Source organism: Marinifilum flexuosum (genome assembly GCF_003610555.1).
Classification (GTDB): Bacteria; Bacteroidota; Bacteroidia; order Bacteroidales; family Marinifilaceae; genus Marinifilum; species Marinifilum flexuosum.
The window spans coordinates 75,043-91,864 of record NZ_RAPQ01000009.1; the positions used below are offsets into that span (position 1 = coordinate 75,043).

Consider the following 16,822-nt stretch of genomic DNA (forward strand, 5'->3'; position numbering starts at 1 on the left):
ATTAGCTTTATGTAATCGTATTATTATTTGCTTATTTGAAATGAATCTGCATCAAGATACACCGGAAATTTGGCTCTAAAATCATTCAATTGACTCAAACTTATGCTGTAAGTCTGAATATTTGTTTTATAATCTTCACATTTTGCAAGAAGCTTTCCTTTGGCATCGAACAAGGATGAATCACCCGAGTATGATAAATTCATTCCATCTTCACCTACCCGATTCACACCCATCACATAGCTTTGATTTTCAATTGCTCTTGCTTTTAACAGGATATTCCAAACCTCTCTTCTAGGCTGAGGCCAGTTGGCAACATACAGCAATAAATCGTAATCATCAACCCCTCGGCTCCAAACGGGAAAACGCAAATCGTAACATACCAATGGGCAAATTCGCCATTTTCCAATATTAAAAATCACACGCTCGTTTCCTGCCTGAAAATGCATTTGTTCCTCTCCCATTCGAAACAAGTGTCTTTTATCGTATTGAGCTAAAACTCCTTCTGCATTTACAGCATATAACCTGTTGTAATACTCAGAATTTTCTTCAACAATAATGCTTCCCAGTATTACTGCTTGAAGCTGCGATGCCCATTTCTGCATCCAATTAATTGTCAGCTCAGCAAATGGCGAAACCTTGTCTTTATCCTTCATCAAAAATCCAGAGGTAAACATCTCAGGTAAGATGATTAGATCACTTTCCTCCTCAATCTTCCCAAAAAGATCAGAAAAATGATTCAAATTGCCTTGTACATCTCCCCAAATCAATTCGGATTGAACCAAGCTAACTTTTAACAGATCGGACATAACAAACAAGATTTACAAGCCAGTAGAAAATTTCTCAGGATGTTTTGGCTTTGAGTTTATATAATTACTCTTAATAACTTTCATATCCTCATCAACATTACCTGTTGGATAAAAAGGTTCTCCACAAGTTAAGGTTTTATCCTCATAATTGATTTCCGCCAGGTAAATGGGAACATTTGCTTTTAAAGCGATAAAATAAAACCCTTTCTTCCACTCTGGTCTCAAACTCCTGCTGCCTTCCGGCGCTATTGAAATGTATAAGGATTCTCTTTTCGAAAACTCTTCAGCCAATTGGTCTGTCATATTTCCTTTTTTCGATCGATCAACTGGAATTACACCCCATGATTTTAGAAGGTATTTTAATGGAAAAATGTAAAGTTCTTTCTTCATTAAAATCGTAGTTTTCACATTGTGCGACAGAAAAGCCAACTTTCCCCAAACAAAATCCCAATTAGAGGTGTGAGGAACTGCAATAATTACTGCTTTTTTTACTTCAGGAATCTCTCCTATATATTTCCAACCGAACATTCTCATGATCAGCCTACTGATACTTGCTCTCATATTTTTTTATTGAATCTAATGCAAAACAATCAATTCTTTATCGGTAAAACAACCTTTCCTCAAAGAAAATCTCTGAAAATAGCGCAGATTGGGCCAAGTATTCCTCTAAAAATTATTTATTTTTGCAAAATCTTACTATTCTTACAATTAAATTAAAGCTTACACACTAAAAACATATTCACTTTGGCTTTTATACAAAAAGACGCAATTTTCTCCGGAAAATGGTTTTATAATTACTCACTGGTTATTGCCGGGGCATTTATTATGGCTGCTGGCTTTGTATTCTTTATAGTTCCGCACGATTTGGTTCCAGGAAGTATTTATGGAATCGGGATTGTAATCAACAAACTGACTCAAGGTCTGTTTCCTCAAGGTTTGTTTGGTGCATTAAATCCTACTGATTATACCGGATTCTTCTCGAATATCCTGTACCACTTCATGGATTATTCGAACGATTTGTTTCGAAAGTTTGGAGGAGGAATTCCAGTTGGGATTGCAAGTTTGGCAATAAACATTCCTTTAAGCCTTCTTGGAATTAAAGTTCTAGGACCTCGATTTGGTATAAAAACCATACTGTCTTTTGTTTTGTGTGCTTTATTTTTGGATACAATAACAGCTTGGTGGGGCTTAGTTCCTTTGGTTGATGATGTATTGCTTTCCTGTATTTTCGGAGGTATTTTTATTGGATTTGGCTTAGGCTTAATTCTAAAAGCAAGAGCCACTTCGGCAGGTTCGGATATTTTGGCAATGATTGTTGCTAAATTCGCAAAAACACCGCTTGGGCAAACCGTAATTTATATCGATTTCCTAATCGTTTTGAGTTGTTTATACATCCAACTTGATTGGCAAATTCCTCTGTATTCACTGGTAGTACTATTTATTATAGGTAAGGTTACCGATATTACCTTGCAAGGCTCATCCTACGAAAAGGCCTTATTTATCGTATCTGATAAATACGAAGAAATCAAAAACAAGGTAATTGGAGATATGAACAGAGGCGGTACCTTTTTAAAAGGAACCGGTATGTATGATGGAAGTGAAAAAAATATGATTTTCATGGTGGTAAACCGTCGCGAATTATCGATGCTTCAGGATTACATCCACTCGATTGATCCTGAAGCCTTTGTTACAGTTATGGAAACCAACGAAATTTTGGGAAAAGGATTTAAATCTTTAGATGATAAACCTGCATGATTAAGGTGAATTCAAATGTAAATAATGCAGTTCCTTATAAAACACAAAAAGCAATCCTCATTTGGATTGCTTTTTTATTTTAGCCAATACTCTTTGAAATTTTGTGGTCTGTAGTTCTTTCATTTTATCGCGTAAAATGTCTGATCCGGTAATTGGAATCTCTGCATTACCAATTTTTAAAAACATGCTGAATACCTCCCGATCTGATTCGGGAATTTCAGATAAGTCCATTCGAGATACAAATAAGCGAAGTTGCTCCTCCTCTTCTATACTTGTACTACCTGCATAGTATTTGGTAAGCAATTCGTGATAAGAAAATTCCTTTAGGATTCCTTTAGGGTCAACCTGTGCTCGAACTAACTTTCGTACTTCAGCCAACATCGACTGTACATTATTTAAGCCAAGTCCAACAATTTTGGATATCTCATCAACGCTCATTCTTGACAAAGAGCGCAAACACAAGATTTCAGCTTGAATTGGAGCCAAGTCTTTCAACAACTCGCAAAAATGCAATAACACAGGATTCACCTCAGCATTTTGATGAAGAACTGCTCTCCTTGCAGCTTTACCTTGCATTTCATTTTTTGCCAAATCTCTGGCAATTCTAAAAACAGGAGTCAAATCGGAATGAGATAGTTCTTTCCTTTTGTTCCAACACTCTTCAAATGTTTGTTCAACGATTTGAATGGTTTGATCAGAATTCTTAAGAATACAAAACACATAGTAGTATATCTTGTTCGCATTGGAAAAGATGAACGTATTGAAGTGAGATTTGTCCATTAGTCAAGTAGTAGTTGTATCGCTTGATACCAGTTTAAAAAAATAGATATACTTACAGGGCTTGTAAATGTTACAAAACGCAAGAAAAAAGCGAGTATTTAAACTCGCTTCAAATTACATTTTTTTATTTCAAAGGTGAATTAGGTTCTTTAGCCATATGGTTATAGGTAAGCTTCTCTAACAAACTTGGGAACCATTTTTTCAACCATACGGTTAGTTTCCCCTCCATAAAAGTCATAATCAATTCTCTTTTTCGCTTTACAACTGCATTGGCAATTAAACGTGCACATTCTTCGGCGCTCATCATCTTACTTTCATCACGTGGAGTTTCGCCTTGTGATGAACCATCGGCAGTTAATGCTACATTTCTTACATTAGAAGCTGTAAAACCAGGAGCTGCTACCAATACATGCACACCTGTTTTTAGGTTTTCAACTCTTAAAGTATCCAAAAAGCCTCGAATGGCATATTTCGATGCCGAATATCCAGTACGAGCAGGTAGGCCAATATATCCAGCAATGGAAATTACACCCACAACCGAACCTTTTGCTTTGGTAATATAAGGCATGGCATACTTTGTACAATATACCGTTCCCCAAAAGTTCACATCCATCAATTGTTTAAGTACCGACAATTCCAAATCGGCAAACATGGCTCTCATCGAAATTCCAGCATTGTTAATCAATACATCAATTCCTCCGAACCTTTCAACTGTTTTATCAATTAAGTTCTTACAATCTTCCTCAATGCTAACATCGGTTTTTACCGATAACACTTCAATTCCTTTGGCAAGGATTTCCTCTTCTACCTCTTTTAACTTTTCAGTATTTCTTGCTGCAAGTACAATTTTTGATCCACGGGAAGCATATTCGAATGCCAATGCTTTACCAATACCAGATGATGCTCCGGTAATCACTACGATTTTATCATTCATAAGGAAGATTTATTTTGCAATTTTTGTGTCCATTTGCATGAACTTAGATAATGAATCACAAAATTAGAATTATTTTTCACGGATTTTAGATGCTTCTTCGATTTTTTGAGATTAAAAAGAAGAACAAATTTTGCTCATTTATTCAATAAAAATGGCCATTATCATAAGCGAACAAAGCAGTTTTTAAAAGTTTGTATTTTTTTTTCAATTTCTTTTCGGTTTTATATCAAATTACGAACCAAGGATATAAATTAAATTGCGCCTGTTTCTGGGGGCAAAAACCTACAATTTCCACAAAATTGAGTTTGCGATTTAAATTTAATCGCTCTATATTTGCATCGCTTTTGAAAACAAAGGCTACACAATGATTCCTTAGCTCAGCTGGTAGAGCACAACACTTTTAATGTTGGGGTCCTGGGTTCGAACCCCAGAGGGATCACTAAAGACAACCAAAGTCTTTCAAATAAAATCAGGATGATTCCTTAGCTCAGCTGGTAGAGCACAACACTTTTAATGTTGGGGTCCTGGGTTCGAACCCCAGAGGGATCACTTAAAGACAACCAAAGTCTTTCATAAAAAAAATCAGGATGATTCCTTAGCTCAGCTGGTAGAGCACAACACTTTTAATGTTGGGGTCCTGGGTTCGAACCCCAGAGGGATCACTAAAGACAACCAAAGTCTTTCAAATAAAATCAGGATGATTCCTTAGCTCAGCTGGTAGAGCACAACACTTTTAATGTTGGGGTCCTGGGTTCGAACCCCAGAGGGATCACTAAAGACAACCAAAGTCTTTCAAATAAAATCAGGACGATTCCTTAGCTCAGCTGGTAGAGCACAACACTTTTAATGTTGGGGTCCTGGGTTCGAACCCCAGAGGGATCACTTAAGAACAAAGAGTTATCGAGAATATCGGTGACTCTTTTTTTATGAAAGTCTTGAAAAGTGAAAAATAGAAAAGTTGTTAAAATCTACCGTTTATAAATCATACAAAGACCAAAAACCTTTTAAATGCTGATTGTCCTAAATTATACTCATACCAGCATACTTACTTCTTCCTTACCTTTACTAATATAGTCTCGCAATGCATCCAGATTGGCATCCTGCATAGTATCCAAATCAAATTCTTTTCCTTTCAATTCATACAAATCGCCAAGCCCTACTTCCTTGAACATGGCAGTTAAACGAGGATATTTCTCTGTATCTGTTTTCATAAACGTACTCAAACGATCAATTTTCCAATAAGAAATATCCTTCCACCCCAATCCACTAATTTCTTTTAACTTATCTCCTTCTGGTGTAGAAGAATGAGTTACAAACAAGAATGTTTTCAGGATCAAGCAATCATCTATAACTTCAGCAACAAAATATCCAACTTTACTATCATGTACTTTAATCGGGTATAGTATTAAATCGCCATACAACACAAAATTATCCATATCAATAGTACTACTCCAAATGATATAATAAAAGGAAGAAGGGTCAAGCACATCCAGTCTTTCCTTCATTCTTTTTAATGCATGAGCTTGTATATAAACTTCTAACTCCTCTTGATCACCTTTATATTTGCCTTTTAAAAAAGACACATCTGCTTTTAACCAATTTGTTTTCAGGTTTGAATTGGGTAATCCAATGGCATAAGCTGGGCGGTGAACCCCATTTCTTTTGATGTATTTTTTTCTTGCCCTATGGTCAAAAACCTGCAATGAAATCTCAATCTCTAATTTGTCTTCGATAACTTTGGCACTTCTTGGATAAAAACTGTAATATTTGCTTTCAATTGAACTAAGTGAAAGCGTTGCCTTAAGCAAAGTTATATAGTACCGATAAAAATAACCATCAAGCTCTACATTTTTGGGGCCAAAGATTTGAACAAGTTCTTCTCTTCTTTTTTCAGAAATGAGTTTACAGGTCTTCAATCTACCCAACAAATAAAAAATCTGCATCTCATAATTCGAATACCATTGCCCATCTGATTCAAGAGAGTATGCCCTCATTTTTTTCTGCACACAATTTCCTATTTTTTTAAGTTCCTTCGATGGTAATCGAGTACCACTAGCCGAAACAGGTGTCCGCATTATAAATCGATGATCAAACATGATTCGTTTCTCACTTTTACTAAGCAAATTGTACTGCTTCAATAAGCCCAACTTATTAAAGAAAATCCTACAAGCTTTATCGAAGCTTGCAAAAGCTGCATTCTTTACTGGCTTTATAACTTTATTTTTTGGTTTTCTATTCTTTGCCATTTTCAGTAATAGATTTAGGATATTATCGATTATGAATTAGTTGGTTCATTTTGCTACTAATGCCTATCTAATTAAATACCTGGCATTTTAATTTAACGCTGTACAATTCCTTTTTGGCACTCCCCATAGTTATCGAAATACAAATGGTATAAAAACCTCCTTTCGTTAAAAAGGAGGTTTAGTCTTAAAATAAATGCTGTTGGTATAAAAATTATAGAGGATAGATAAATACTGACAAAATGGTTTTATTTTTGTCATAAGCGAGGCCCTTAATTCCCTTTTGAAACTTTCGTCGGTTTAACTCGAGAATTTGTGGAGCCTCTGCTTTTTTTATTTATGCCTCTTGTTCTTCTGTTTGTTCTTCTTTAGCGTTTTCGTTTTTGGTAGTGCGTGTTTTCACTATGGTTTGATAACGCTGAGTACAATCGTTAATGAAAGCTTCCATCTGATCGTACTTTTCGTTAGGAGCAATTCGATTCAAGACCTCAATGCCCTCGAACAATTGCTCGCAACTAATTCTTAAATCTTTGTACACTTCTAAAGTGTCGTAATCGTCTTCCGATGATTCAGCAACGGTTTTATCTTCCTGCAGTTTCAAATATTCTGCATTATCATCAACCATATCCTGATACCAATCGGTAGCAGACAAGCCTGCTATTAAACTGGTATTTTCAGCAGAGCTGAGTTCTTTAACCAAACTGGCCATTTTAGCCGATTGATTTGCTCTACCCTTTGTATGCAACGACCAGCCATGAGACCTGATTATTCTCAACAGACTTTCTGCTTTCTCAGCAAATGTCGCATCCTTACGATGAGAACATGCTTCAACCAGATTACGAAATGCAAGGAAAGACTCATCACGACGATGATCTTTTCCCTTGAGTAAATGTGTAAACTTACTTGAACGAGAACGGTTCGATACCTCAACAGCCACCTCGTACCTGGCAGCAAACTGATCAATAACAGGTACAATTTGCAATCCTTCCTTATCGATCGATTTTAGGTAAGTCGAAATTTCACCGCAATAACTTAAAAACTCGTTTAAGTGCAACTTCGAAAAATTCATTTGTTCTATCATATTCTATTTTTTATGATGTGAACCAACAGCATTATTATTAAACCATTATAAATTTAATTTATTTTGTAAATCAAAAAAAACTTTTTTAACATTTTTTACCAAAGCACCTAATCCTTTTATATATAAGGAACAATACAAACTCTCATAATTTTACCATTCAAAATTTAATTTACTTAAAAACACCACTATTCTTACCTATCGTAAAATACAAGCACAAGCTCTTAGAATAGAATCTCCCGAATTTTGAATCATTCCTTTGCTAAAAGAAAGCCAAGAAATAAGCTTTTGAAACAACAATCGCTTCACCTCATTGAAGAGATTGTTGTTTATAAAAATGAGTTCCTGAACCAACTCAGGAGATACTATTTTGAGAAAACGAGATCCTGAACCAATTCAGGAAGTACTTTTTTGAGAAAACAAGCACCTGAACCAATTCAGGAGGCACTTTTTTGAGAAAACAAGTACCTGAACCAATTCAGGAGATACTTTTTTGAGAAAACGAGATCCTGAACCAATTCAGGAGGTACTTTTTTGAGAAAACAAGTACCTGAACCAATTCAGGAGATACTTTTTTGAGAAAACAAGTACCTGAACCAATTCAGGAGGTACTTTTTCGAGAAAACGAGATTCTGAACCAATTCAGGAGGTACTTTTTTGAGAAAACAAGCTCCTCAGCCAATTGTGGAAGTACTTTATTGAGTAATACCTGTTGTTTATTTTGTTTAGCAATTATTGTTTTATAAATTCACAAGATTGATTGTAAAGAGGTGCACTGGTGCACCCAGCTACCTCGCGAAACCTTTGGCGTGGAACAGTAATAAAGTCACACGAAGGAATTCGTGCGACAGCGGATGAGCAATGTCAAGCTAACCATTTTATAAATTGAAACAAAAATCAACACAGACGCCTAAATTACATAGCGCCGCCCAATAGCAGTAATTGGGTATAGTCAGGTCACACAGTAAGGACGTAGCAATGCTACGTCCCTACGGCAGTCCATACACCAAATACATCAAAACATCTACAATATCCCATTGGAATGAAAAATCGCAAATCCGTTCGCAAACCTAATCATGATTACTCGGAGCCGGGATGGTATTTTATAACCATCAGCACCAAAGAAAAAGAACCTTTCTTTGGGAATATTGTTGATGGTGAAGTGCAATTATCAGCCATAGGAAAACAGGCTGAAAAGTTTTGGAGAAATATTGCCATATACAATAAACATGTAGAATTGGGTGAATTTGTTATTATGCCCGATCATATACATGGTATAATTGGTATTGTTGCGAATCGTAGTGACCTAGCACCTGGTAATCGTAAGGACGTTGCAGTTGGGGATTATAAGGACGTTGCATTGCAACGTCCCTACGATACAATCAAAAACCAACACATGTCCTCCATAGCACCCAAATCGGGTAGTTTATCGGTGGTGATCCGATCCTATAAATCGGCATTAACCAAATGGTGCAGACAGAATGGATATTTTTTATTCGATTGGCTGCCTCGTTTCCATGATAGAATAATTCGTGATCAATCAGAATTTGATAGAATTGAAGAATACATTCGAAAAAATCCTGAAAGATATCATACCGTAAGGACGTAGCACTGCTACGTCCCTACACCAAATATATCAAAACATCTACAATTGCGCATACACATTTATCAAATGATCTACCATGGATGTAATGCTACTGCCATAACTAAAATCCTTTCCCTTGGCTTCCCTCCTCTACTCTATTCTGTCTTTCAATTTTGGCTCTCTGTTTTCCCCATTTAAATTGATAGCTAGCCTGAAGGCGAATAAAGAAGGTGGACACATGTACCTGTCCATTTATATAGGAATAATAATCCTCCCCCTTGCTTCTCACTCCTGAAAAAGTAAAATCTTTTTTCAATGGAATGGCTGAAGAAATCCCAACTTTTATCCCACTTTTAAACGACTGATTGAGGGCTAAAATATAAATGGCATCGCTAAAGCGTTTGTTCTGCAAATCGTATGTGGGACTGTTGTACTGAAAAATTACAGAGGCCGACAAATTATCATTTAAATTCACTCTCGAAGAGCATCCAAATTCATATCCCGAACTATTCTTTTTTACAATCCCCAACTGTCGGGCCTGTTGATTCGGGCTATCGTACCTCCTGTATCCTTTTAAATAGGGAGTAAGACCAATGGATTTACTCAAACTAAGAGCTGCGCTAATTTTGAATCCGAACTCTTTTCTTTCAGCCAAATTGGCAATATTATATTCCAACAAGTCGTCTTGATTCACAAAAGCATGGTTTTGAATCACATCATTGAATAAATCATGGTAAAGCTGTGTGGAAAGGTGACTCTTTCCAATAGAAACTGAATGTTTCAGGCTAAATTGATGATTAGAAGCGGGAATCAAATCGTAATTTCCTCGTTTGACACTTACAGGATCAATGCTTGTTGCAACCGGCGACAACTGGTAAACATGCGGACGCCTCAAACTTCTTCTGTAGTTCAGCTGTAAGTTTTGTTTTTTAGAAACTTGCCAGCCCATTTGTACATTAGGAAGGAAAGAGGTTTCTTCTTTTTTCTCACCAAAGTCTAGGCCTGTGTATGCATACTCACCTCGTAATCCAACGCTCGCATTCCACTTCTTATTGGCATATGAAAACGCCAGGTAAGCCGCATGAATATCTTCCTGATAGCTGAATTCCGAGGAATTTCTGTCCTTCATGTCACGCAACTGGCTTTTCCATCCTGCGTCCATCTTTATTTTTGATGCAAGCTGAGAGGTATAATCAATGCGAAAACCAATGAACTGATTATGTGGCTTTACACCGTTAAAGCTTGTGCTTTCCTGACTATCATACAAAATGGAATTCTCTCCTCGCAGTCGAAAGTAATTCAAATCAAAAGTGATCTCACTTCCTTCCTTGGCAAACAGATGCTTGTAAAAGATGGAATAATGCGACAAGGTGTAGTCATTTTTCTCCAATCTATCCCTTATCTCTCTTACATCATTACTCCCATCGGTATTTAATTCCATATTGGCTGTACCTTCAAAACTTTGAGTCTCCGGACAAACAAAGGCATACAAACTAAACTGATTTTGAGAATCGAGATAATAATCGGCTCCCATATGAATATTGTGCTTCCAATTTTTTTGTCTTAAATCCAAAACAGAATTGAAAGTTTGTAATCCATTATCGGTATTTATCATTTTGACATTCTCTTCTGAATTGTCGAAATATCTGAGTTTTCCACTATAGGAAGTGTATACATTTAATTTCTTATTGTTGTAATTCAATCCAAAAGTTGGGTCCAGGAATATTTCCTGTGCATTGGTAGGAATTTCGGAGAAAATATGTCCGCTCATTCCTTCCTCTCTTTTCTTTAATGATACATTGATTACCCCGGTAATATGTGCATCGTATCTGGCTCCAGGATTTCGTATGATTTCTACCCGGTCAATTTGTTTGGCATCCAATTGCTCCAGGTATTGCACATCACGTTCCTTTCCATCCACCAAAATTTTAATATTTGTACTGCTTTCCAGGCTGATATTCTTCATCAAATCTACCTGAACGCCCGGAAGGTGTGTTAGGATATCAACACCCGAATTAGAGCTGTTGTAAATTTTCTTATTCATAAAAAAGGTTGTACCCCTATCAGATGTCTGTGCTTTCTTGCGTTCCGCCACTATCAATGCCTCTTGCATGTGAATACTTTCCTCCTTCAAAGGAAAAGTTCCCAAATCACAATTGTTTTGATTGTCAAACTGAACTTGTAACATGCGCGTTTGATATCCAATAAAACTGATTCGAAGCAAGTAATTTCCTCTTTTTACTTTACTGATTTCGAAATATCCATCCTGATTGCTTGTTGTACCTGTCAGCAATGAACTATCTGCTTGATGATGCAAGGAGATGGTGGCAAAGGCAATGGGTCCATTATCATTTTGATCGATAATTACTCCATACATTACTTGTTTTCCTTCTGCACATAGTATGTTTATATGGATGAATAAAAGAATAAATGCGAATAGTGCAGATCTTTTTACATCGGTTTGATTGTAACAATTCATGTTTCCTGACTGGTTTAATTTTACAATTGATATTCATTGCAAAGTCAGTAAATACGGGCAGAAGAGACAAATGTATGGTACAGACATCATGAATTTGTGACAGATGACAAATCCGCTCCTGGCTTATTTTGAAAGTTGTTACAAGTGGTAATTAATTGGGATGAATAGCAACCTGAGATTTTTTCAGATTAAGTTCCACCTGATCGTAGTTGGCAACATTCTGTCGCGAAACAGGCAAATCGACATCAAGCCCATCAATACTTAATCTATAACCTGAGCTATTTCCTTTCTTTTGACTTACCTTATTTACATTCACAATAAATGCCCTGTGGATTCGCATGAGGTAAGGAATCTCACTCAATTGCTTCTCAACATCCCCAATCGAGTTTCGAAGCATTTCTTTTTGGATCATGTCATTCTTAAGAAAATGGAAAATCACATAATTCCCATTCGATTCTGCATATAGAAATGATTCCGGATCAAAACTAATGTCTCCTTTTTTTAACTTGGAGTTGATGTGGATTACTTCGTTCTCATTTGCATGAGCATTTAGATCCACAACAACCTGCTGAGAATTTGAGGCAAATAAAAATCTGCTATTCTGTATGCTAATAATAGAATATGGCAGAATCCCCACAGTTAATGTACTTTTTACCGAATCGAGAAAAGTGTAAATATTCCATCTCCCCTCTGGATTTTCCATTATAAATCCTACAAAATAATTCCATACTCCCAATATTAAGAAAAGTATCACGCCAAATTCAACTTCTTTTAAAAGTGTCCAATTCTCTTTGCTCTTAAAGTTTGGAAGTAATTTCAACACTTTTATCATGAAATATAAAGGAGGCATTAAAGCCAACAAATAAATGGCGATGGTAACTTCATAGCTAAAAGGATCGGAACTATTGGTATTTTGTGGTCTATACAAAATGGTAAACAGATAGCAGAACACTGCAACGATTAGGGTTCCAATAAGTGGTTTACGAATAATGTAATTTTGAGAATATTTCTGATTGAGCCAATTAAAGCTACTAAAGTTCATGATACAGGTTCGTAATTAGTTTTAATGCTAAATATAAGCATAATATCAGGAAATGGATTAATGCTTGCTTTGAACTTGGGTCAAAACATCACCGAAATCCATAACCATTAAAGAAAGTACATCACACACTTCCATCTATTATTTGTGAATTGAAATCACATAAAAATCTCAATCAACTTCTGCTCCAACTGGAAAAAAGTTTGTGGTAATGCAATGGTCTTCAATGAAGAATCGATTAAAAACATACTTGGCGTAACAAATGTATTTAACTGGCTGGCCACTGTTCCATGTAATCCATCAGTATCGCAGGAATTAATCCACGGATAAGCTCCATTCATTACTGCAGATTTCCAATAATTAAGGTTGCTATCCAAAGAAACCGCTACAACTTCCAAACCTAGTTCCTTATAAGTATAGTATATCTCCGAAATTTGCGAAAGCATATTCACACTATGCTCACAACTCCCCGACCACACAATTAGTAAAGTCACCTCACTATTCACATTGCTTAAATTCTGCATTCTACCATCATTGGTATGATATAAAGGAATGTCAGGCACTTGCCAACCTTTTGTGATGGCTTTATAATTATTGATCCTGCGCTTTATTATTCTGGTATTCAATACATATTCGCAGGTATTTAAAATACGGTAGGCATCACTTACAATATGATATACTTCGAAATACTCTTCTTCAGGAAAACGATTCATCAGGTAGTTGGCCATGTATTTTTGCGATCCTGGATTTAGTTCTGTCAACCAGAATAAATTGCCAATTAGCTCCTTTATCTCTTTGTAATTGCCATTACTTATCAAGTCTGTAATTTTCTGTGCTTTCAGGTATTTCGCTACTTTTTCGTAGTAAACAGGAGTTCCAGTTAGGAGTGAATCAGAAAAGGCAAAATAATCGAAGAAGTGTTTCAGGTAATAATCATCTGCCTTTTGTCCTTTTAATTTTACATCTGGAACCAATTCTTGCTGAGCCAGCGCAAAACGTGCCGACCATGCATCAATGTGTGATCCCCATAAATCTTTAAGCAGATTGCGTTTCGATTTTTTTAGTTTTTTAAATTCCGAATACTTCTCTTTAAATAAAGAATCCTTCTCATTTAAATTCAGCAAATCTTCTCGCAAATCCTCTATCGATTCATTTAATATTGAAAATTCAGATAGATAGTATTGGTATTGATAGTTTTCATCATTATCTGGAAACTGCAGTTCACCATCTTCCATTAATCCAGACAAGGAGAACCAGAAATCTTTTCTATCAATTTTAATATCAATCTTATTACTCTTATTGGCAATTCGATAAAAACCAGGATTTCCCTCCCAATCAAATCGAATTACACCATTATAATCAACCTTGGCACTATCTACAATAAAAACTCCTCCATCATCACCAGTTAAAAGAATGAAATTTTCTCCTTTATAGTCCAACATTTCACCTTTCAAACTCATTTTATCTTGTCCAATCGCTAGTAGCGGTATTAGAAAAAACAGGATTGTAAGTAGTTTTCTATACATATAACAAAATTGCTTATTATTTATAATTTCACTTGTAAGTAAACGTAAAGGTACGCAATCCAATTATTCAAAACCATTATTATATATTTTTTGTCAAAAGTGAAAACAAAGAAAATCATAAGCACAAAACAATCAATTATTAATCAATCCTTCTAAAATTCATTTGCTTTTGATTTATTTTCAAAAATTCATTTTTTTCTGTAATTTAGGAATCCCGATTCCTTAGCTCAGCTGGTAGAGCACAACACTTTTAATGTTGGGGTCCTGGGTTCGAACCCCAGAGGGATCACTAAAAAATGAAGAGTTGCCAATATCTTGGTGACTCTTTTTTTATGCCTGAAATTTCCTTAGGGTGAGAAGTCTATCCCGATAGAAGCGATAGCGGATCATCGGGAAACCCCAGAGGGATCACTAAAGAAAATTGAGTTATCGAGAATATCGGTGACTCTTTTTTTTATCAGTAAATATTACGGTACGCTGTACCTTTATAATTACTAATTATCTAACTACTAAATATTTTTAAGGTGCAGAGCACCGTAACTTTCTTTTTGAGATAAAATATAATTCGGTAAATGTATTGGTTAAAATATTCACTGGGAAAGCAAGCATCACTCTAATCAGATGTCCTTGTTCTTAAAAACTAAACTTTATCAATTTTGATCAACCCTCCTATTCTCCTCATGAACAACACGTTAATTGATTGTTATTTTTATTTATTCTATATAAATTTAACGTAGCCTAACAATTAACTACAAAATATGGAATCAATTAAACTGATAATTTGGGATTTAGATGATACATTTTGGAAAGGAACTTTATCGGAAGAAGGGATTATTCCTAACAATGATAACATTCAACTAATTAAAGATCTAAGCTCAAGAGGAATTATCAATTCAATTGCTTCTAAAAACGATTTTGAAACGGCTAAAGCCAAACTAATTGAATTAAAGATTTGGGAATATTTTGTATTTCCGCAGATCAACTGGAATCCCAAAGGCAACAACATCAAGCAAATTATCAGTTCGGCACAGCTTCGTCCTGCAAATGTTTTATTTCTCGACGATAACCATTTAAATCTGGCCGAAGTAGAATTTTACAATCAAGGAATTCATACCAAAGAACCTGATTTCATTCAAGAAATTAGCAAACACAAAGCTTTTTCGGGAAAGGATGATACCGCACTGAGCAGATTGCAGCAGTATAAAATTCTTGAAGAAAAAGAGAAAGAAAAAGAACATTTTTCAGACAATATTCATTTTCTGGAATCATCGAATATTCACTTGGCAATTATAGAAAATTTAGAACCTATAATTGATAGAATTCACGAACTCATTAATCGAACCAACCAAATCAATTACACAAAGAAAAGAATTGATAAAAATGAACTTGAGCAATTGCTAAAAAGCACTGATTATGAATGCAAAGCTGTAAAAGTAAAAGATCGATTTGGAGAATATGGTATTGTAGGTTTCTATGCCTTGCATAAAAGTAAAAACCAGCTGGAGCATTTTCTATTTTCTTGCCGTTCGATGAATATTGGTGTGGAGCAATACATGTATGCCAAACTCAATTTCCCAGGATTAAAAAGAGTGGGTGATGTTACTGTGGAATTGAATTCGAAAGATCAGCCACACTGGATCATGGAAGTTAATGATTGGACAAACGATAATCAGAAGCATAGTTCTTCATCAACCAAAATACTTTTAAAAGGTGCATGTGATTTAAGGCAAATGGCGCACTACCTATCGTATAAAGATTTGGAAGTGGATACCGAATACAATAACGTAAACCAGAACAACCACCCTATTCCAAAGGCGCATACCGAAATTCTTCTACAGTCAGAAAGTCTGGACAAAGAGAGTAAAAAAGAACTAATTGCTTCCATTCCTTTTTTAGATCAGCAGGTTTTTGACACTAAATTGTTCTCCAACAATTACGATATTTTAGTATATAGCCTTCTGATTGATTATACAATGGATTTGTACCAATCGAAATCTACAGGGATTAAAATTCCATATGAATCCTATTCCGATTTTGTAAATGAAAAGAAAGCTGAATTTGTTGCTCGCTGCAAAAAGCACGAATTCAAAAATATGAATGAAGCCTTTTATGATTTTTTCAGCACTGAATATGATTTTATTGGACAGATTACGGAAGATCAATTAATCAAGAACCTCGAAATCATTCGAAAGAAGGTAAAAAAGCCAATCATATTTATTAATGGAGCCGAAGTTGATACTCCGCTTACCAATCAATCCGAGTATGGTAAGGCCAGAGTTCGTCACGAAAGAATGAACAAAGTCTTGGAACAATTCTGCAGTTTACACAAGAACATCTACATTCTTGATGTAAGAGAATTTATTACTGAAGTAGATATTAATCATAGCATCAGACACTACAAAAGGTCGGTGTATGAACATATGGCCAATGGACTCATCTCGAAAATTGAAAATATCAAGGACCAAAAACTGGAAAGAAATGAGCTTGAATACCATTTTAAACGCAGCCTAAAAATTTTTAGATCAACAATAAAAGAATTTGCAAAAATTATTCTTTCACGTGCAAGCTCACTTTTTTAACCTCCAATCGCATCAATA

Annotated in this window: 12 protein-coding genes and 6 tRNA genes; 9 read left to right on the plus strand and 9 right to left on the minus strand. The window is 35.5% G+C overall.

Features of this window, described 5'->3' with window-relative positions:
- Positions 1-23: 23 nt before the first annotated feature.
- Entirely contained in the window at positions 24-806 is a 783-nt protein-coding gene (locus tag BXY64_RS10230) for an amidohydrolase (RefSeq protein ID WP_120239879.1), read from the minus strand.
- A gap of 12 nt (positions 807-818) precedes the next feature.
- Positions 819-1,367, minus strand: coding sequence for a 1-acyl-sn-glycerol-3-phosphate acyltransferase (locus BXY64_RS10235; RefSeq protein WP_120239880.1), 549 nt, complete (start codon positions 1,365-1,367; stop codon positions 819-821).
- Positions 1,368-1,550: 183 nt separating this feature from the next.
- Between BXY64_RS10235 and BXY64_RS10240 the strand changes: the two genes are divergently transcribed.
- On the plus strand, positions 1,551-2,561 hold the full coding sequence (locus BXY64_RS10240) for a YitT family protein (RefSeq protein ID WP_147375967.1): 1,011 nt from the start codon (positions 1,551-1,553) through the stop codon (positions 2,559-2,561).
- Between the two features lie 57 nt (positions 2,562-2,618).
- Here the strand turns inward: BXY64_RS10240 and BXY64_RS10245 are convergent, their stop codons facing one another.
- Together BXY64_RS10245 and BXY64_RS10250 are read right to left on the minus strand one after the other, a co-directional pair.
- On the minus strand, positions 2,619-3,341 hold the full coding sequence (locus BXY64_RS10245; RefSeq protein ID WP_120239882.1) for a sigma factor-like helix-turn-helix DNA-binding protein: 723 nt from the start codon (positions 3,339-3,341) through the stop codon (positions 2,619-2,621).
- Between the two features lie 124 nt (positions 3,342-3,465).
- The gene (locus BXY64_RS10250; protein ID WP_120239883.1) at positions 3,466-4,275 is read right to left on the minus strand and encodes an SDR family oxidoreductase; all 810 of its coding nucleotides are present in this window, start codon (positions 4,273-4,275) and stop codon (positions 3,466-3,468) included.
- A gap of 366 nt (positions 4,276-4,641) precedes the next feature.
- Between BXY64_RS10250 and BXY64_RS10255 the strand changes: the two genes are divergently transcribed.
- From BXY64_RS10255 to BXY64_RS10275, 5 genes are all read left to right on the plus strand, one after another.
- A tRNA-Lys gene (locus BXY64_RS10255) sits at positions 4,642-4,714 on the plus strand.
- A 37-nt stretch (positions 4,715-4,751) separates the two neighbouring features.
- Positions 4,752-4,824, plus strand: a tRNA-Lys gene (locus BXY64_RS10260).
- A gap of 40 nt (positions 4,825-4,864) precedes the next feature.
- Positions 4,865-4,937, plus strand: a tRNA-Lys gene (locus tag BXY64_RS10265).
- A gap of 37 nt (positions 4,938-4,974) precedes the next feature.
- Positions 4,975-5,047: transfer RNA gene (locus BXY64_RS10270), tRNA-Lys, on the plus strand.
- Between the two features lie 37 nt (positions 5,048-5,084).
- Positions 5,085-5,157, plus strand: a tRNA-Lys gene (locus BXY64_RS10275).
- 149 nt (positions 5,158-5,306) lie between these two features.
- Here BXY64_RS10275 and BXY64_RS10280 read toward each other — a convergent pair.
- Both BXY64_RS10280 and BXY64_RS10285 read right to left on the minus strand, forming a co-directional pair.
- A complete protein-coding gene (locus tag BXY64_RS10280; RefSeq protein WP_120239884.1) occupies positions 5,307-6,521 on the minus strand; it encodes a hypothetical protein in 1,215 nt (404 codons plus the stop codon).
- Between the two features lie 334 nt (positions 6,522-6,855).
- The gene (locus BXY64_RS10285) at positions 6,856-7,599 is read right to left on the minus strand and encodes a DUF6261 family protein (protein ID WP_120239885.1); all 744 of its coding nucleotides are present in this window, start codon (positions 7,597-7,599) and stop codon (positions 6,856-6,858) included.
- Positions 7,600-8,638: 1,039 nt separating this feature from the next.
- Between BXY64_RS10285 and BXY64_RS10290 the strand changes: the two genes are divergently transcribed.
- A complete protein-coding gene (locus tag BXY64_RS10290) occupies positions 8,639-9,205 on the plus strand; it encodes a transposase (RefSeq protein WP_120239886.1) in 567 nt (188 codons plus the stop codon).
- 97 nt (positions 9,206-9,302) lie between these two features.
- Here BXY64_RS10290 and BXY64_RS10295 read toward each other — a convergent pair whose 3' ends face one another.
- The 3 genes from BXY64_RS10295 to BXY64_RS10305 form a co-directional block, all read right to left on the minus strand.
- The gene (locus tag BXY64_RS10295; protein WP_120239887.1) at positions 9,303-11,660 is read right to left on the minus strand and encodes a TonB-dependent receptor domain-containing protein; all 2,358 of its coding nucleotides are present in this window, start codon (positions 11,658-11,660) and stop codon (positions 9,303-9,305) included.
- Between the two features lie 151 nt (positions 11,661-11,811).
- A complete protein-coding gene (locus BXY64_RS10300) occupies positions 11,812-12,702 on the minus strand; it encodes a LytTR family DNA-binding domain-containing protein (RefSeq protein WP_120239888.1) in 891 nt (296 codons plus the stop codon).
- Between the two features lie 155 nt (positions 12,703-12,857).
- Entirely contained in the window at positions 12,858-14,225 is a 1,368-nt protein-coding gene (locus BXY64_RS10305; RefSeq protein WP_120239889.1) for a thioredoxin-like domain-containing protein, read from the minus strand.
- A gap of 216 nt (positions 14,226-14,441) precedes the next feature.
- Here BXY64_RS10305 and BXY64_RS10310 point away from each other — a divergent pair.
- Positions 14,442-14,514: transfer RNA gene (locus BXY64_RS10310), tRNA-Lys, on the plus strand.
- Between the two features lie 469 nt (positions 14,515-14,983).
- Complete coding sequence (locus BXY64_RS10315; RefSeq protein WP_120239890.1) at positions 14,984-16,804, plus strand: HAD-IIIC family phosphatase; 1,821 nt, start codon at positions 14,984-14,986, stop codon at positions 16,802-16,804.
- The last annotated feature ends 18 nt before the right edge of the window (positions 16,805-16,822 follow it).